The sequence below is a fragment of the Flagellimonas zhangzhouensis genome (genome assembly GCF_900102925.1).
Lineage (GTDB): Bacteria > Bacteroidota > Bacteroidia > Flavobacteriales > Flavobacteriaceae > Flagellimonas > Flagellimonas zhangzhouensis.
Map to the genome: position 1 here is coordinate 1,105,818 of NZ_FNKI01000001.1, position 17,901 is coordinate 1,123,718.

Annotated in this window: 13 protein-coding genes; 6 read left to right on the forward strand and 7 right to left on the reverse strand. The window is 42.7% G+C overall.

Annotation, left to right across the window (positions count from 1 at the left end; all coding sequences use genetic code 11):
- Positions 1-23: 23 nt before the first annotated feature.
- From BLQ18_RS04810 to hutH, 6 genes are all read right to left on the reverse strand, one after another.
- Positions 24-3,023 (reverse strand): DNA polymerase III subunit alpha, encoded by a 3,000-nt coding sequence (locus BLQ18_RS04810; protein WP_090293247.1) that lies wholly within the window; start codon positions 3,021-3,023, stop codon positions 24-26.
- Positions 3,024-3,142: 119 nt separating this feature from the next.
- A complete protein-coding gene (dinB, locus tag BLQ18_RS04815) occupies positions 3,143-4,357 on the reverse strand; it encodes a DNA polymerase IV (RefSeq protein WP_090293250.1) in 1,215 nt (404 codons plus the stop codon).
- 434 nt (positions 4,358-4,791) lie between these two features.
- Positions 4,792-5,763: a formimidoylglutamase gene (gene hutG, locus BLQ18_RS04820; RefSeq protein WP_090293253.1), complete on the reverse strand. Its 972-nt coding sequence runs from the start codon at positions 5,761-5,763 to the stop codon at positions 4,792-4,794.
- A gap of 4 nt (positions 5,764-5,767) precedes the next feature.
- A complete protein-coding gene (locus BLQ18_RS04825) occupies positions 5,768-7,771 on the reverse strand; it encodes a urocanate hydratase (protein WP_090293672.1) in 2,004 nt (667 codons plus the stop codon).
- Positions 7,772-7,782: 11 nt separating this feature from the next.
- Positions 7,783-9,009 carry an imidazolonepropionase gene (gene hutI / locus BLQ18_RS04830; RefSeq protein ID WP_090293673.1) on the reverse strand — a complete coding sequence of 409 codons (1,227 nt, stop codon included), beginning with the start codon at positions 9,007-9,009 and terminating at the stop codon, positions 7,783-7,785.
- Position 9,010: 1 nt separating this feature from the next.
- Positions 9,011-10,588: a histidine ammonia-lyase gene (gene hutH, locus BLQ18_RS04835; protein WP_090293255.1), complete on the reverse strand. Its 1,578-nt coding sequence runs from the start codon at positions 10,586-10,588 to the stop codon at positions 9,011-9,013.
- Between the two features lie 75 nt (positions 10,589-10,663).
- Between hutH and BLQ18_RS04840 the strand changes: the two genes are divergently transcribed.
- The gene (locus tag BLQ18_RS04840) at positions 10,664-11,551 is read left to right on the forward strand and encodes a LysR family transcriptional regulator (protein ID WP_090293257.1); all 888 of its coding nucleotides are present in this window, start codon (positions 10,664-10,666) and stop codon (positions 11,549-11,551) included.
- Positions 11,552-11,599: 48 nt separating this feature from the next.
- Positions 11,600-12,154: a nitroreductase family protein gene (locus tag BLQ18_RS04845; RefSeq protein ID WP_090293260.1), complete on the forward strand. Its 555-nt coding sequence runs from the start codon at positions 11,600-11,602 to the stop codon at positions 12,152-12,154.
- Here the strand turns inward: BLQ18_RS04845 and BLQ18_RS04850 are convergent.
- A complete protein-coding gene (locus BLQ18_RS04850) occupies positions 12,151-12,663 on the reverse strand; it encodes a DUF456 domain-containing protein (protein ID WP_090293262.1) in 513 nt (170 codons plus the stop codon). The two genes, BLQ18_RS04845 and BLQ18_RS04850, sit on opposite strands and share 4 nt — an antisense overlap.
- A gap of 96 nt (positions 12,664-12,759) precedes the next feature.
- On the opposite strand from BLQ18_RS04850, the gene BLQ18_RS04855 reads away from it, so the two are divergent.
- From BLQ18_RS04855 to BLQ18_RS04870, 4 genes are all read left to right on the forward strand, one after another.
- Positions 12,760-13,218 (forward strand): hypothetical protein, encoded by a 459-nt coding sequence (locus tag BLQ18_RS04855; protein ID WP_139297737.1) that lies wholly within the window; start codon positions 12,760-12,762, stop codon positions 13,216-13,218.
- A 105-nt stretch (positions 13,219-13,323) separates the two neighbouring features.
- Positions 13,324-15,549, forward strand: coding sequence for a TonB-dependent receptor (locus BLQ18_RS04860; protein WP_090293265.1), 2,226 nt, complete (start codon positions 13,324-13,326; stop codon positions 15,547-15,549).
- 267 nt (positions 15,550-15,816) lie between these two features.
- Positions 15,817-16,179, forward strand: a complete 363-nt coding sequence (locus tag BLQ18_RS04865; RefSeq protein ID WP_090293267.1) for a BlaI/MecI/CopY family transcriptional regulator — start codon at positions 15,817-15,819, stop codon at positions 16,177-16,179.
- Positions 16,176-17,885 carry a M56 family metallopeptidase gene (locus BLQ18_RS04870; RefSeq protein WP_245668068.1) on the forward strand — a complete coding sequence of 570 codons (1,710 nt, stop codon included), beginning with the start codon at positions 16,176-16,178 and terminating at the stop codon, positions 17,883-17,885. Before BLQ18_RS04865 ends, BLQ18_RS04870 begins: the two co-directional genes overlap by 4 nt.
- Positions 17,886-17,901: the final 16 nt, after the last annotated feature.

A 17,901-nucleotide genomic window follows, 5' to 3' on the forward strand; every position in this document is an offset into this window, starting at 1 on the left:
AATCCTAAGTTACGGTATTCCGCTCACTTCTTTTGGTCCAGTAATTTTTTGCTCGTTCGCATATCGGCATAGCGAGGATCTTGGATGTAGTTTTCCTTTTTCATTTTGATGACCTCAATGCTCAAGAAACCAAATTCTTCCACCACCTTGCCATAGGAACGGTAGATGCCCTTTCCCCTGAAATAATATTTGACCGCCACGGGAGGGAAGAGCACCGTGTCAAACACTTCGCCAAATTGATCTACGAAAGTGGCAAAATACATGCGCTTTCCATCATGGGTCGAAGTGTTCTTAACCGTTACCAGATAGCCGTAGATGTCGATGTGTTTGTTGAGATAAGCCTCCAAATCTTTTTGTCCATTGGTGTTTTTGGGAGGCTCTTCCAACAATTCAAAAGGACTGCAGAGACAGAAGCCCAAGAGTTCCAATTGCTCAAAAGCGGTTTCCAAAGCCGTGGTGTTCAGTTGGGGCATCTGGAATTTTTGATGCCTTGGTGGAAAGAGCTTCGGGTGTTCCAATCTGTCGTTTTTGGAGAGCATCAAATGGGCTTTCCAGAGCAATTCGTGCTTGTTGATTCCTGTAAATCGGAAAGCATCAATACGAATCAAAATGGAAAGTTGCTCCATGCGGATGAACACCCGATCTAAGAAATCTTCCAAAGAAGTGAAACTTCCGTGGAGCATGCGTTCTTTCAGGATGCGTTCCATGACCCTGTTTTCCAAATCGCGGAGATACATCATCCCCAAATAAATATGAGTCCCATAAATGCGGTTTACGGCCATACTGTTGTTCACACAAGGTGGATGAATGGTGGCGCCGAGCATACGGGCATCGTGCACATAGAATTCCGAACGATAAAACCCACCACCATTATTGAGTACGGCGACCATATATTCCAAAGGAAAATAGGTTCTCAAAAACAAGCTTTGATAACTCTCCACGGCATAGGAAGCAGAGTGTCCCTTGGCAAAAGCATAGCCCGCAAAACTGGCCACTTGGTTCCATATTTCAGAGATTAAGGATTCTGCGTAGCCCTTTTTTCTACAATTGGAAATAAACTTGTCCTGCACTTTTTGGAACTCGGCCCGTGAACGGAACTTGCCACTCATGCCCCTGCGGAGTACGTCTGCTTCACCAAGATCCAGCCCTGCAAAATGGTGGGCCACTTTGATCACATCTTCTTGGTAGACCATGACCCCGTAGGTGTCAGGCATAATTTCCAACATGATCGGGTGTGCTTTTTCCTCGGTTCTGCCCTTGTTGCGATGACGAAGAATATATTCTCGCATCATACCGCTTTTGGCGACCCCAGGACGAATAATGGAACTGGCAGCCACTAATCCCAAATAAGTATCGACCTGAAGTTTTTTGAGTAGCATCCGCATAGCGGGCGACTCCACATAAAAACAGCCCATGCATTGCGCGGTTTTGATCAGGTTATTGATCACAGGGTCTTTTTTAAATCCCTTGATGTTGTGAATGTCAATGTCCGCAAGTTTTTCAGGTTGATTGTAGGCCACAATTTCCAAGGCTTCCTTGATCTTGCCCAAACCACGTTGTCCCAGAATGTCAAATTTGTAGAGACCCACATTTTCGGCAATCACCATATCGTATTGCGTGGTTGGAAAACCTTTTGGTGGTAGATGGGTGGCCGAAAACCAATGCAAGGGTTTGTCGCTGATCAAAATTCCCCCTGCGTGAATGCTCAAATAATTAGGTTTGTTCTTGAGCAAGCTACCGTATTTCAGTACGAGTTTGGATACATGGTCCAATTGGTCAAGCACATATCTTCCTGTCAACAAAAATTCTATGTCTTGGGGAGGGAGTCCGAACACTTTTCCCAATTCTCGAATAACGCCCCGTTCCTTAAAAGTGACGTAGGTGCCGAGTAGGGCGACATGTTCAAAACGTTCAAAAATGTACTTCGTCATCGCAGGGCGGTCTCGCCACGAAAAATCAATGTCAAAATCGGGAGGATTAGCTCGATAGAGGTTAATGAACCGCTCAAAATATAAATCGAGTTCCATGGGATCCACATCGGTGATGCGGAGTAGGTAGGCCACAATGCTGTTGGCACCACTACCTCGGCCCACATAAAAGAATCCTCTTCGTCTTGCTTCGGAAACAATTTCCCAATTGATCAAGAAATAGGAAACAAACCCCATTTTTTTGATAAGGTCCAATTCCTTGTTCAACCGATTGTTGATGGAATCGTTTACTTCTTCATATCGGTAGGGGAGTCCATCCTCGCAGAGTTTTTCCAAGAGCTGCTCGTCTTCTTCCACGCTTCCCAAAAAGGTTTTCAGGTTTTGTGGTTTTCTGTCTTTGGAAAAATCAAAATGGATACTGCACTTGTTGAGCAGTTTTTCCGTGTTTTCCAGAATAAAAGGAAACTCTGAAAACGCAGCGGCCAAATTCTGGACAGGATACATTTTCTCTTCTTCATTAGCCTCTTCTTCCTTTGGAAGTTTGCTCAACAGTACATTGTTGTCGATGGCCCTGAGCAATCTGTGGGCATTAAAATCCTGCTTGTTTCGAAAAGTAATAGGTTGTTGTACCACCAATTTTTTTGTCAGCGATGCCAATTTGGAAAACGGAAGCCTACGCAGATCTTTGATGGAGATTCCGATGAACTCATGTTCCTGAAAATGGTCCAGCTCATTGAGCAATACCTGTTCAAATGGATAGACCACGAACACATTCTTAAAAGTAGGCGCTCGATCTGGAATCTTGGAACTATCATAAAGATGCTGAGACAAAAAATTGTTCAGTTCCAGATACCCCTCGTTGTTCTGGGCAATACCAATAAAGCAGGGTTCGGTCCCATTCCTGAAATCAATCCCCAAAATCGGTTTTACGCCAAATTCGGGTGCTTTTCGAACAAAATTCAAGCCCGCCGAGGTATTGTTGATGTCGGTGAGCACCAATTGGGTCACGTGGTTCTGTTGTGCCAATTGCAATAGCTCCACCTCCGAGAACGTCCCGAACCGTAAACTGTAATATGTGTGGCAGTTTAAATACAATTGTCAGTCATCAATTATTAATGTTCAATTATGAGGTCGAGCTGTCATATCGAGCGCAGTCGAGATGCGAGATCGACGTATTAAAAACACCTCTCGACTGCGCTCGAGGTGACAAGAAATTACTGTTTTCGATGTGCCAAAACCACTGGCGGTTCTCCGTTAAATGGATTGTGCATGCTCCCGATGGTCTTTGCTCCCATGGCAGAGGCGCGCAGTACGCTTCGACTTCCAAACCTGTTACGGACATAGTCCATGGCTTGGTAAAGGTTCAGGGTCTCCTCGGTATCTTCAAAAAGGTTGATTTGGTAATTCCCCGAGACCAAATGGCTGAATCGAATCCCGATAAGGCGGACCAACATCCGTTTGTTGTACAGTGAATTGAACAGTTCCAAAATTTTTGGGATAAGGGTATGGTCGGCACTTGTGTACGGAATTCGTGATTGTTTGGAATAGGTGTTGAAATCGGAATACCGAATTTTTACGGCAATGCAGGCCGTCAATTTATCGCCCCGACGTAATTGGTAGGCCAAGTTTTCGGTCATGGCAATCAAAATGCCTCTTAGTTTGATGACATCGATAGTGTCCTTATCAAATGTTCTTTCGTTGGAAATGGATTTTCTATCGTGAAATGGAATCACGGGTGTGTCGTCTATGCCATTGGCCCTTTTCCAAATGATTTGGCCGTTGGCGCCCAACACCCGTTGCATAATGTCCATGGGCATATCCTGAATGGTCTTTACTTGCCGTATGCCCAAATTTCTTAGGGTTTGATAGGTCTTGTCGCCCACCATCGGAATCTTTTTGATGGAAAGCGGTGCCAAAAAAGGCTTTTCAAGACCAAAATCTATTTTAAGCTGGTTGTTGGGCTTGGCCTCATTGGTAGCCACCTTGGAAACCACTTTGTTTACCGATAAACCAAACGAAATGGGTAGACCCGTTTCCCGAATGATTTTCTGACGCATTTCCGTGGCGTATTTGTAACAGCCAAAAAAACGGTCCATTCCCGATAGGTCCGCATAGAATTCATCAATGCTCGATTTTTCGAAAAGGGGAACGTGTTCCTTGATGATTTCGGTGACCACATCCGAATATTTGCTGTAGGTGCCTGCATTGCCACGAATCACCACGGCCTCTGGACAAAGTTCCTTGGCCATTTTCATGGGCATGCCCGAATGCACCCCAAATCCACGGGTCTCGTAGCTGCAAGCGGCAACCACACCACGGTCACTGGTGCCGCCCACCAATAAGGGCTTGTTTTTAAGCTCTGTATTGATGATGCGCTCCACGGATACATAAAATGTATCCAAGTCTAGATGCAAGATCGTTTTTTCCATTGTTTAATTGAGGGAAAGCTAAATAATGGAATAAATCCAATAAAAAGGAAATAATCCATAAAATAGATATGAACAACTTTCGGTGCCCTTTTTCCGAAAAATCATTATATCTTTGTCCCGTTGTGTTGGATTCCAGTCGCGATGATTGGGATCAGGTTGAAGCATCAAAACGATGCTCGCCAATGAAAGGCTTTCCTTTTGGAAGGCTTTTTTTGTTTGTGGTGGGGAGTGAAAAGATACGAGTAGATGTCACTTCGAGCGTAGTCGAGAGGTGCTATTGCTTATGGCCCAGTATCTCGACTGCCTGCCCGTTCGGCAGGCGCTCGATATGCCTGTTCAAAATATTAGCAAGCATTCGTTAAATTCGTGTCAAGCTATTTGTTGGTAGGAAGTAATAATAGATTCTTCGCTTTGCTCAGAATGACAAATTAATATCAACTTCCAGAAACGCTATGCGCTACATGGTGAACCAAAGAAGCGGCCAGTTTTGCCGTTTGTCCGTCAATATCGTACTTGGGATTCATTTCGGCAATATCCATACTGATCAGTTTGCCCGAAGCAATAATGGGTTTTAAGCATTCCAAAACCATATGAGGTGTAAAACCCATAGGTGAGGGTGCACTCACCCCTGGTGCAAATGCCGAGGAGAATCCATCCAAATCAATGGTCACATAAATGTGGTCCACATTTTTGGTAAAGGCGTTGATCCATGTGGTGATTTCAGCCAGAAGCGGAATTTGAAAGGTGTCGTTCATCACGTAGATGACATCAAGATCCCTTGCTGTTTGGAACAAGTTTCTATCGTTGGCATCTTTTCGGATACCCAAACAGAGATAATTAAAGTTGATACCCTCTTTTTTACAATCCTTGGCAATTTGATAGAATGGAGTGCCAGAATTCCCTTGTTCGGTGTTTTTCTGCAGGTCAAAATGAGCATCAAAATTGATGATGCCGATAGTCTGCCCCTCTTTTTTGGCGTCCAAATAGGTTTTGATGCCTTGGTAATGGCCATAGGCCAAATCGTGCCCACCACCCAAAACAATCGGAAATTGTTTTTTCTCTAAAAGAGATGTAATGGCTTCAGCAAGTTGCTCTTGGGCCGATTCCATATCGCTGTTGGAACAGGTAATGGACCCTACATCGTGCAACAGCACATTGCTCCCTAAGTGGTTGGGCATTTTTCCAAAGCTACTTTTTATGGCATCTGGGCCCTCGGCGGCTCCAACTCGACCTTGGTTGCGGTGCACCCCAGCATCGCAGGCATAGCCCAAAAGGGCAATGGATTTTTTCTGGGCTTCGGGAAGCTCATACAAGGGTGTGCAATGCACTTTTTCATGCAGGTACAGCCATTTATTGGTGATTTTGCCTGTCCAAAGGTTCTTTTTCGGGGTTTCGTAGTGTTTCATCACATTAAAAAAGATCGTCCAAAATATCTGATTCTACAAGATACGGTAAAGTCACTTTTAAATTAGGTGAGCGTTCCATTTCTCGTTCAATCGCAAATCGGGCCTCTTTGTTCCGTGCCCAACTTCTGCGGGAAATCCCATTGTTCACATCAAAGAACAGCATTCTCTTCAAGCGGATGGAGGCTTCTTCTGAACCGTCGAGTACCATGCCAAATCCACCGTTGATCACTTCGCCCCAGCCAACACCTCCACCATTGTGGATGGAAACCCAAGTAGCACTTCTAAAACTATCGCCAATCACATTTTGGATGGCCATATCGGCGGTGAACTTGCTACCGTCGTAAATATTGCTGGTTTCCCTAAAGGGAGAATCCGTTCCGCTAACATCGTGATGGTCGCGACCCAAAACCACAGGAGCGCTGATTTCCCCTTTGGCAATGGCGTTGTTAAAAGCATCCGCAATTTTGCTTCGTCCCTCGGCATCGGCATATAGGATTCGCGCTTGTGAGCCAACCACTAATTTGTTCTGTTCCGCTTCTGAAATCCATTTGATGTTGTCCTGCATTTGCTGTTGGATTTCTTCGGGAGCTTCAGACTTTATTTTTTTCATCACCTCAAGGGCTATGGCATCTGTTTTTTGAAGATCTTTTGGGTCGCCTGAGGTGCACACCCATCGGAATGGTCCAAAACCGTAATCGAAACACATGGGCCCCAAAATATCCTGCACATAGGACGGATACCTGAAATCGATATTGTTTTCGGCCATCACATCGCCACCTGCTCGGGAAACTTCCAATAAAAAGGCATTTCCGTAATCAAAAAAGTAAGTGCCTTTTGCGGTGTGCTTGTTGATGGCATTGATTTGTCGTCGAAGCGATTCTTGAACTTTTTCTTTGAATGCCTCGGGATTGTCCACCATTAAGGCGTTGGATTCTTCAAAAGAAAGTCCCACGGGATAATAACCACCTGCCCATGGATTATGCAAAGAGGTTTGGTCGGAACCCAATTGGATAAAAATGTCCTCTTCGTAAAAGCGCTCCCAAACGTCCACTACGTTGCCGATGTATGCCAAGGAAACCACTTCCTTGTTTTTTACCGCATCTTTGGTTCTGACTACCAATAAATCCAAATCCACCAACAATTCATCCACCCAACCTTGGTCGTGACGTTTTTTGGCAGCTTCAGGGTTTACTTCTGCACAAATTGTAATACCTCCAGCAATATTTCCTGCTTTGGGTTGGGCACCACTCATGCCTCCAAGTCCAGCAGTCAAGAAAATTTTGCCCTCGGGGGATTCGTTTTTGTCCAATACTTTTCTAAAAGCGTTCATGACCGTGATGGCCGTTCCGTGGACAATGCCTTGTGGACCAATATACATATAGGAACCTGCTGTCATCTGCCCGTATTGGGTAACTCCAAGTGCGTTGAAGCGTTCCCAATCATCAGGCTTGGAATAGTTCGGAATCATCATTCCGTTGGTGACGACTACTCTAGGAGCTTCTTTGGAAGATGGAAACAGTCCCATTGGGTGGCCTGAATACATGTTCAAGGTCTGTTCTTCTGTCATTTCAGCCAAATATTTCATGGTGAGCAGGTATTGCGCCCAGTTTTGGAAAACCGCTCCATTTCCTCCGTACGTGATCAGTTCCTCTGGATGCTGAGCCACAGCAGGATCCAAATTGTTTTGGATCATCAACATGATGGCAGCTGCCTGATGCGATTTCGCTGGATATTCTGAAATGGGTCGGGCAAACATTTCATAATCGGGCTTGAATCGATGCATATAAATGCGACCATAGGTTTTTAACTCCTCCGCAAATTCAGAAGCAAGTTCTTTATGCCAAGCTTCGGGAAAATAACGTAGCGCATTTTGCACGGCCAGTTTTTTCTCTTCTCTGGAAAGGATGTCTTTCCGTTTTGGCGCGGGATTCCCATTTTTTGGATAGGCTTTTTTTGCGGGAAGTTGCTCGGGTATGCCTTGAAGTATCTGTTGCTGAAATTCAGTCATTGTTGCAAATTTTATTGTATAGGTGTTCCATTTTTCCATACCATACTTGGTTTTAATTGCCCTTGGTGGTAGGTGATTTCTTGATAATTATCGGTTGGGAAAACCACAAAGTCAGCTAGTGCACCTGCTTCCAGTTTTCCTCGGTCTTCCAATCGTAATGCAGCAGCTGCCCTAAAGGTAATTCCAGAAAGTACTTCGGTATTTGACAGTTTTTCAAAGGTTCCCAAAATACTGGCTTGGGTCAACAGGTCGCCCATGGGGGCGGAACCTGGGTTGTGATCACTGGCAATGGATAAGGCGCCGCCCACATCCAAAATTTTACGGGCTGGGGTGTAGGCACATCCTAATCCGAGAGATGCACCAGGCAATGCCGTGGCAATGGTGTTACTTTTGGCCAACAATTGGATTTCTTTTTCGGTGCTGGCTTCTAAATGGTCGGCACTAACGGCATCAAAATCTACGGCAACTTGACTCCCGCCTGTGGTAAATTGGTCGGCATGTACCGTAATATCGAATCCCATTTCTTTTGCTTTTTGAAAGTAAGGTTTGATTTCTTCTGGAGAAAAAGCACTTTCTTCCACAAAGGCATCCACTCGATTGGCCAGGTTTTCAGTTTTGATGATAGGAAACAATTCGTTGATGATCACATTTAGATATTCTTGGTCCTGATTCCAATCTTTTGGTTTCATATGGGCCGCCAAACAGGTAGGTACCAAGGTCACCTTTGAAGTTTCGTTCGCCTGTTTGATTGCACGTAACATTTTTAGTTCCTCATCAACCGAAAGACCATAACCACTTTTTACCTCGATGGTGGTAACTCCATTTTTTAAATGTTTTTGACTTCTGGAAATAATGCCTTTCACCAATTCGTCCTGTGAAGCTTTTCGGGTTTGGGTCACCGTGTCCCATATTCCTCCACCTGCTTTGGCAATTTCCAAATAGGTTTTTCCTGCATTTCGGTAGGCGTAATCTCTGGCACGGGTGCCACCAAAACAGATATGGGTGTGGGAATCCACAAATCCTGGTAGGCAAACATTTTTCCCATCGATAAGTTGAATATCTACATCGGCTGATTTCAATTCATCAAAAACTCCGACTTTGACAATTTTTCCATCAGCAACCAGAATCCCGCCGTTTTCAATAATGGACAGTTGCTCATCCTTAAGCGCTCCCTTTAAAGGGAGTCCCGTCATGGGAAGTAATTGGGTGAATGGTCCTATTAATAGTGGTTTGTTCATGCTAGTATGTTTCAAATTCATCAAGATGTGGTGCATCCCAAGTCAATTCTTTTTCTTTCATTACTGATTCCACCAAATCAATGATTTCATGGTTTTGAATGATTTCGATTCCTTTTTCAATATCATCTGCAAATACACGATCATTTGCGGCAAAAGCGACCTTGGTTCTCAGGAATGTATGGATTTCATCCAAAACCACACCTGATTTCAATGGTTTTCTATACTCAAATGCTTGAGCTGCGGTCAACAATTCGATGGCAAGGATTTTCTCCACATTATTTATAATATTGAGTGCTTTTCTACCACTTATGGACCCCATGCTTACATGATCTTCCTGCCCCAATGAGGTAGGAATGCTGTCCGCACTTGCGGGGAAACACAAACTTTTGTTTTCACTGGCCAATGCCGCAGTGGTGTACTGCAAGATCATATATCCTGAATTGATGCCCGTATCGTTCATCAATAATTTGGGAACTCCAGGACTGTTGCCCTCAAGAGCCAAATAGATGCGTCGGTCGGAAATATTTCCGATTTCCGAAGCGGCCAAAGCGGCATAATCCAAAGCCATGGCCAAAGGTTGTCCATGGAAATTTCCACCGCTTATGGTGAGTTCGTCATTTATGATGACTGGGTTGTCGGTTACTGAATTCAGTTCAATTTCCAACAATTCTTTAAGGTGTAACCATGTATTACGGGAAGCCCCGTGTACTTGCGGCATGCAACGTAGGGAGTAAGGATCTTGTACTCGTTCGCAATCGATATGGTCTTCCAGAATCTCTGAACCTTGGAGCAAAGTTCGGATTCTACCTGCAACATGTTGGTTGCCCTTAAAAGGTCGAAGTTGATGCAATTCCTCAAAAAATGGTTTCATGGAACCTTGTAGTCCCTCGAGCATCATGGCACCGATAATGTCGGCATGTCGTAAACAATGTTGCAATTTATGAACTACCATCACACCATGCGCAGCAATAAATTGGGTTCCATTGATTAAGGCAAGCCCCTCTTTTGGTCCCAAATCAAGTGGCTGTAAACCATTTTGCTTAAAAAGTTCTTGTGTTGGAATGGTTTTTCCTTGGTATTCCACTTTTCCCAAGCCGATTAAGGGTAAAAATAAATGGGAAAGTGGAGCCAAATCACCCGAAGCACCTACGGAACCTTGTGAGGGAACTACTGGAATGGCATCGTTATCCAAATGCCAAAGCATACGTTGCAAAGTAGTCTCGGCAATTCCTGAAAATCCTTTTGACAAGGCATGGATTTTTAGAATCAACATAATTTTAGCCAACTCTGTGGAAATGGGGTCTCCCACACCCACACTATGACTTTGCAATATATTGGATTGTAGAATTTTGGTGTCTTCTTTGGAGATTTTGGTGTTGCACAAAGGGCCAAAACCTGTATTGATGCCATACACTGTATTGCCTTTTTCCACAATACGCTGCACCCGTTGGTAACTTACATTTACATGTTGCAGGCACTTTTCTGAGAAAACACCTTTAATGGTGCCTTGGGCCAATCCCAAAGCTATGCTTGCAGTTAAATGGTCCTCGCCAAATTGAAATGTTGGGTCTTTTGCCATGCTTTTTTCTTTTCCATAAAATTAAAGGTTATGATTAATAATTACCAATACTTATTTTTGTAATAATTAATAAGTATGAATTATCAAATTGAACTTCGTCATTTCGTCTACTTTTTGGCCGTGGCCGAAGAACTTCATTATAGAAAGGCTGCTGAGAAGTTGTTTATTTCTCAACCAGGTTTGAGTACGCAAATCAAACAAATGGAAGAAATTTTGGGAACCCAATTATTTGTTCGGGATAAGAAAAAGGTGAGTTTAACGCCTGCAGGGGAGTTTTTAAAAAAAGAAGTGGAGTTTATTTTGAATCACCTTGATCAAACCAAAAAACAAGTAAAACTCATAGGAGATGGACAATTAGGGGAGGTGCGAATCGGGTTTTTGGGTTCGGCCATGCAAAATGTAGTACCCAATTTATTGTTGGGATTGAAAGAAAAATATCCAACCGTCCATACCACTTTGGAAGAACTTTCAAACAGAGCACAAATCAATGCAATTTTGACCGACCGCTTGGATTTGGGTTTTGTACGCTTATCACGAGTACCCAAAGGGTTAGATGTAAAACCCGTTTTTGAGGATACTTTTTCTTTGGTGTTGCCTGAAGACCATCCTTTGGATGCAAAGCATTTCAAAAACATCAATCAGGTGGCAGATGAGGATTTCATCCTTTTCTCCCAAGATTACAGCCCAATGTATTACGATACGGTGCTGAGCATTTGTGAGGATAGTGGGTTTGTACCCCATGTTTCGCATAAATCGGTTCATGCACAGACCATTTTTAAATTGGTAGAGAATAAATTGGGAATTGCAATAGTGCCGACCACGCTTCAATATGGGTTCCAAATGAAAGTAAAGTTCATTGAAATGAAAAAAATAAAACAGCGGGCGGTGTTGAGCATGGTATGGAAAACGGATAATCGTAATCCAGCGCTTCAAAAATGTATGGACTTGCTTCAGAAATTATGATAGGAACGATTTGGGGTGTAACTTTGGAATTCAACTTAAAAAAGACCTATGATATTTGATTTGATCAAGGAGCGTAGAAGTATTTTTCCTCCTCAATACACCGATAAACCTATTGCAAAGGAAACACTCGAAAAGATTTTGGAGGCTGCCAATTGGGCACCAACACACAAAAAAACCGAACCATGGCGATTTAAGGTTTTGACTGGTGAGAAGAAACAGGAGTTGGGTGTTTTTCTTTCCAATAAATATGAGGAAGTGGACCCAAATCCAAAGCAAACTAAAATCAAAAAATTACATTATAACCCAACAAAATCGGGAGCGGTGATTGCTATTTGTATGCAACGTGAGCCTGCTGAGAGTCTACCTGAATGGGAGGAAATCGCAGCCGTGGCCATGGCAGTGCAAAACATGTGGTTGTGTTGTACCGAACTGGGTATTGGTAGTTATTGGTCTTCCCCAGGGCTCATTAAATATATGGATGAGTTTTTTGACCTAAATGAGGGCGAAAAATGTTTGGGCTTTTTCTACATGGGGTATTTTGAGGGAGACGTGATTCCGTCAGCAAGAACCCCAATTGCAGATAAAGTTACATGGTTGGACTAACTAATAGTGAATAGGTCCCCAGCGTACTTGATGGTGATGTACACATAGAAAACTGCGTAGGCCACAGTTAGGACGAACTTCATAAAAGTGCCCGTTAAAAAACCTAAGAATGAACCAAAAGCCGCTTTCATAGCGGTTTTTTTATTGGCTTTGTTCAGCAATTCACCGACCAAAGCACCAATAAATGGCCAAATAATGATACCCAATGGTCCAAAAACAGGAACAAAAATCGCAACGAGCAATCCAACAATCGTACCCCACATACCAGCTTTGCTGCCTCCAAACTTTTTGGTGCCCATGGCAGGAATTACATAATCCAAAATGGTGATAGTTATGGCGAGAACAAAGGTAATTGCGAGCACCCACCAGTTGTCGGGAACGGCTTTGGTTAAATAAAGTAGTAGCAGTCCAACCCAACTTATTGGCGGTCCTGGTAATACGGGTAAAAAGCTTCCTAATATGCCAACTAGCATTAAAAGAAACCCTAAAATAAGCAAGGCAATGTCCATGGTTGTGTTTTGTTGTTAGACAAATGTAGCCGAGAATTGTTACACACAAAATCAAAATAAAACCCTCCTCTTAATTTTTTCGTAGGTAAATTTGAAATGGAATCTCAAATACAGGTGAAAGCAACAAAAACACATAAAAAATCAAAGTTCGTTCGAATAGGATGTACGCTGATGTGTCTCTTTTATTTGTTGGGACTTTTTAATGGTTTGGTGTTGGAAACCTTGCACGAGGTATCACACGTTTTGTCTCCCAAAACCCACCAACATGGTTTTGCTTCTGACCATGAAGAAATCGATTACTCTTCATTGGAAGCCATGGCAGGTCACTCTCACGAAGCCTTGGAAGCCATAAAAGAATTGTTGCAAGCCAATGAACCTGATGAACAAGAATCCCAAGACGATATCAGCCTAAAGTTAGACAAACATATATCGGAAGAAATTTCGATTGATTCCGAAATAGCTGCATTACTAAACCGTAATGGAAATTGGGCATACCAAAACAGGACTTCATTTTGGTGCTTAAGTATAAATTCCCCTCCTCCTCAAATTAGCTAAAAACAGCTAGGTTAATTTTATGAACGGGTTTCAATCTTTTTGAGACTGGTCTAGTGCTGTTATTGTTCAGATTTATTTACACAATTCAAATTAAAAGACAACGACATGAAATATTTTATGGCGGTATTGTCCATGCTGTTCATGGGCACTATTGCTGCGCAAAACATTAAAGGAGAACTGGTGGACGAAGCTGGTTCCCCAATAGAGGATGCTGGAATTTTTAACAAAACCAGTGGTCAACATAGCCATACCGATGGCACAGGACACTTTGTTCTGGACCGAACTTCGGTTAACGATACGATTTACTTTTCAAAATTAGGATATGCTACGCTGACCAGAGTGGTGAATCAGGCTGATTTTCAGAATCCATTGACTTTGGTACTTGAGGAAACCTCCATTTCTTTAGATCAAGTGGTTTTGGTGTCTGAAGTGGATGCCTTGAGCCGAGTGGTGGATGCGGATGTGAAAACGAATCCTGTAAAATCATCCCAAGAAATTTTAAGAAAAGTTCCTGGATTGATCATTGGCCAACACGCTGGTGGAGGAAAAGCGGAGCAAATATTTTTAAGAGGTTTTGACGTGGATCACGGAACCGATGTGGCTATCAATGTTGACGGTATGCCCGTGAATATGGTTTCACATGCCCATGGACAAGGATATGCCGATCTTCATTTTGTGATTCCAGAAACCATCGAAAATGTAAATTTTGGAAAAGGTCCATATTATGCAGACCAAGGGAATTTCAACACCGCAGGCTATGTGGACTTAAAACTGAGAAAAAGCTTGGACAAAAGTTTATTGTCCGCAGAAGTTGGTCAGTTTGGTACTCGCAGATTCATTGGGATGTTCAGCGTGATGGACAACCAAAACAGCAATGCCTACTTGGCTTCCGAATTGTATTTGACAGATGGTCCGTTTGATTCCCCCCAGAATTTTAATCGGATCAATATTATGGGAAGATATCGCTACGCCTTGCCAGGTGATCAAGAGTTGCTGTTGACCGCTTCACATTTTTCGAGTAAGTGGGATGCCTCGGGTCAAATTCCTCAACGGGCAGTTGATCAAGGATTGATTAGTCGTTTTGGGGCCATTGACGATACCGAGGGCGGTCAAACGAGTAGAACCAACATCATTTTAAACCATATCAAGAATCTTGGAACAGGAAAATCCCTAAACACCATGGCTTTTGTGTCGCATTACGATTTTGAACTCTATTCCAATTTTACTTTTTTCTTGGAAGATGCTGTAAATGGTGACCAAATTAACCAGTTCGAAGACCGTATGTTGGCAGGAGCTAAAACTGTTTTTCAGAACAATTCGGCCAACTTGGGCGGAGTGGATTTCAAATACAATGCAGGAATAGGATTCAGATACGACAATGTAGACGATAACCAGCTGTCCCACACCTTGAACCGTCAAGAGTTGTTGGAACGTTTAGCCTACGGCGATGTGGATGAAGTGAATGGCTATGCCTTTGCAGGAGCAGAATTTAAATCAGGAAAGTTCACTTTTGAGCCCGCTCTTCGAATGGATTATTTTCGATTCGATTATGTGGATAAGATGAACGAACTATACGATAGTCGAAGTGAGGAAAAAGTTGCTTTTAGTCCTAAGTTCAATACTATTTACAGTCCAACCGAAAATACCCAAATCTTTTTGAAAACGGGAATTGGGTTTCATTCCAACGATACACGGGTTGTGGTTGCGAATGGGGGCGAAGATATTTTGCCTGCTGCTTACGGTGTGGATTTGGGAGCAATCATCAGACCTGCGGACAAATTGGTTGTGAATGCAACTTTATGGACCTTGTTTTTGGATCAGGAGTTTGTTTATGTTGGCGATGCGGCCATAGTTGAACCTAGCGGAAAAACAAGACGTATGGGGATTGAAGTAGGGGCCCGTTACCAACCTTTGGATTGGTTGTACCTATATACTGATGCCAATTATACCCATGCGAGGAGCACCGAGGAAGTCGATGGTGAAGATTACATCCCATTGGCACCTGATTTCACCATGGCAGGCGGTGTAACTATAGGAGGTAATCAAGGTTTTTCAGGTGGAATCAATTACCGTTATATTGATGATAGACCTGCCAATGAGGACAATTCAATTGTGGCCGAGGGTTATTTTGTGACCGATACCACACTCAATTATACTCTAAAGAATTGGACCTTTGGTCTGATTGTGGAAAACCTATTCGATATTGAATGGAACGAAACGCAATTCGCAACCGAAAGCCGTTTATTCAATGAGCCCAACTCATTTGAGGAGATACATTTTACACCTGGCACGCCTTTTTATTTACGGGGAAAGGTTACCGTAACGTTCTAAATAAATTGATGTCAATAATTGTCACCTCGAGCGCAGTCGAGAGGTCTTTTAGCTGAGAATTATATCGGTCTCGCATCTCGACTGCGCTCGATAAGACAGCTCGACCTCACATTTAGAATGGTCATTAAAAAAATTCCAACGCTACTAAATAATTATCCGTCAGTAAACTACACCGGCGGATTTTTTTTCACTTTTTAACTAAAAAATTAGTTTAAACTAAATAATTAGTTATATTTGTTTCATGTTGAACTAAAAAGTTAGTTAAAAATGAAGCAGCTCACCAAGGCAGAAGAAGAAGTAATGCAGCTCTTATGGCAATTAAAAAAGGCCAATGTTGCAGCCATTTTAGAGGAATTGCCCGAACCAAAACCAGCCTACAATACAGTTTCCACCATCGTTCGGATTTTGGAGGATAAGGGGTTTGTCTCCCACGAAAAGGTGGGGAAGGGGCATGTATATTTTCCGTTGGTTCAAAAATCGGAGTATAGCAACCAACGCTTGAACACCTTGGTCGATGGCTATTTTCAAGGGTCGTTTTCCAGTATGGTATCCTTTTTTATGAAGAAGAACGATATCAGCCTAAAGGAACTAGAAGAAATCATGAAGAACATTAAAGACGAGGAAAAATGATCACATACATTCTAGAATCTTTGGTTTTTCAATTGGTCTTTTTGTTGACCTATGATCTTTTTCTAAAGAAAGAGACCTTTTTTCAATGGAACCGTGTGTATTTATTGGGCACATTTGCCCTCTCGTTGGTGTTGCCTTGGATTAAGGTAGAGGCACTACAAACTACCATGCCCCAAGAATTTGGAGCCACAACGGTGTATCTGACCCAGTTGAACGGGGTGGTTTTAGGTCCAGAAGTAAGTGAACCAGGCTTTTTGGCAAGCATTCCATGGCCATATTGGGTGTTGGGGGCAGGTTGCTTTTTAGCTTCACTATGGTTTGCTTATAAATTGCTTCGTTTGAACCAAATGCGCAAAAACGGTTCGGTTACCTATTACAACGATTTCACCAAAATATCAGTACCTAAGAGTGCCGTGGCCTTTTCGTTTTTCAGGAACATTTTTATGGGGGAGAATATCAAAAAGGATAAAGAGCCCAACATTTTGGCGCACGAATTGGTGCACGTAAAGCAATTACATTCCCTTGATCTGCTCTTTTTTGAAATGGCTCGCATCCTATTTTGGTTCAACCCCTTGGTGTATGTGTATCAAAGTCGAGTGGCTGAACTGCACGAATTTATTGCCGATGCCAAAGCGGTAAAACACAACAAACAGGCCCATTTTGAAATACTATTGTCCGAAGCATTCAACACCCAGAACATCAGTTTTGTCAATCAATTTTTCAATAAATCACTAATCAAAAAACGAATAGTCATGTTACAAAAAAAGCAATCCAAAGCCGTATGGCAGTTAAAGTATGTGTTGTTGTTGCCCATGGTATTGGGTATGTTGGTGTATACTTCATGTGAATCCGATTCAAGCTCAGACTCAAATCAAAGTGCAGAACTCTCTTTAGAGGAACGTTTGGTGAATCTGAATAGTGAAATTGAGGGAAAAGATTCCCTAACCGAGAATGAAAGAAATCAGATTGCCAAAATGGCCCAAACCATGATTGACCGAATGAACAAGTCAGCCAAGGAAGTAAATGGGTGGACTGTGAAAGCAGGAATCGGAAACCCTCCAACTACTGATAGTCAAGAACAATCGGAATCGGTTCCTTTCGCCACTATAGATGAGGTTCCTGTATTTCCTGGCTGTGAAAATGCAGCGGATCCAAAAGAGTGTTTTCAAGAAAAATTGGTAGAGCATATCAAAAAGAACTTCAGGTATCCAGAAGCTGCACAAGAGCAAGGTATTCAAGGCAGGGTGAGTGTTGTGTTTACAATTGATGTGAACGGTGATATTTCTTCTATTAAAAAACGAGGACCCCATGAACTACTGGAAAATGAGGCTGTACGTATCATTGAACGTTTGCCCAAAATGCAACCAGGTAGACATGAGGGTAAAGTGATGAATGTACCATATGCAATACCGATAACCTTTAGGTTACAAACCCAACCCGAAGGCACCACTGTAAATGGTTCCAAAGATTATATGTTGGTAAGTGGAAGTAAAATTAGTAAACAAGGGAAGACAGTATTTGAGGGAGTTGTAACTGACAGAGAATCTTTAGGGTTATCTGGAGTGATAGTTTCCATAGAAGGAAAAGAAGCTGGAGTAATGTCAAATTTCAATGGTGTTTTTTCATTGGAAGTTGATGAAGGAGATGTAGTGAAGTTTCAATATGCAGGGCTGCCAAACAAAATGGTCAAGGTGGCTGATTTTTAAAATAATACAAGTCTAA

What these genes read in the sequence shown, in the direction of transcription:
- dinB (WP_090293250.1), bottom strand. Translation starts at nt 4,357, where the DNA reads ATGGAAAAAACGATCTTGCATCTAGACTTGGATACATTTTATGTATCC.
- hutG (WP_090293253.1), bottom strand. Translation starts at nt 5,763, where the DNA reads ATGAAACACTACGAAACCCCGAAAAAGAACCTTTGGACAGGCAAAATC.
- BLQ18_RS04825 (WP_090293672.1), bottom strand. Translation starts at nt 7,771, where the DNA reads ATGACTGAATTTCAGCAACAGATACTTCAAGGCATACCCGAGCAACTT.
- hutI (WP_090293673.1), bottom strand. Translation starts at nt 9,009, where the DNA reads ATGAACAAACCACTATTAATAGGACCATTCACCCAATTACTTCCCATG.
- hutH (WP_090293255.1), bottom strand. Translation starts at nt 10,588, where the DNA reads ATGGCAAAAGACCCAACATTTCAATTTGGCGAGGACCATTTAACTGCA.
- BLQ18_RS04840 (WP_090293257.1), top strand. Translation starts at nt 10,664, where the DNA reads ATGAATTATCAAATTGAACTTCGTCATTTCGTCTACTTTTTGGCCGTG.
- BLQ18_RS04845 (WP_090293260.1), top strand. Translation starts at nt 11,600, where the DNA reads ATGATATTTGATTTGATCAAGGAGCGTAGAAGTATTTTTCCTCCTCAA.
- BLQ18_RS04850 (WP_090293262.1), bottom strand. Translation starts at nt 12,663, where the DNA reads ATGGACATTGCCTTGCTTATTTTAGGGTTTCTTTTAATGCTAGTTGGC.
- BLQ18_RS04855 (WP_139297737.1), top strand. Translation starts at nt 12,760, where the DNA reads ATGGAATCTCAAATACAGGTGAAAGCAACAAAAACACATAAAAAATCA.
- BLQ18_RS04860 (WP_090293265.1), top strand. Translation starts at nt 13,324, where the DNA reads ATGAAATATTTTATGGCGGTATTGTCCATGCTGTTCATGGGCACTATT.
- BLQ18_RS04865 (WP_090293267.1), top strand. Translation starts at nt 15,817, where the DNA reads ATGAAGCAGCTCACCAAGGCAGAAGAAGAAGTAATGCAGCTCTTATGG.
- BLQ18_RS04870 (WP_245668068.1), top strand. Translation starts at nt 16,176, where the DNA reads ATGATCACATACATTCTAGAATCTTTGGTTTTTCAATTGGTCTTTTTG.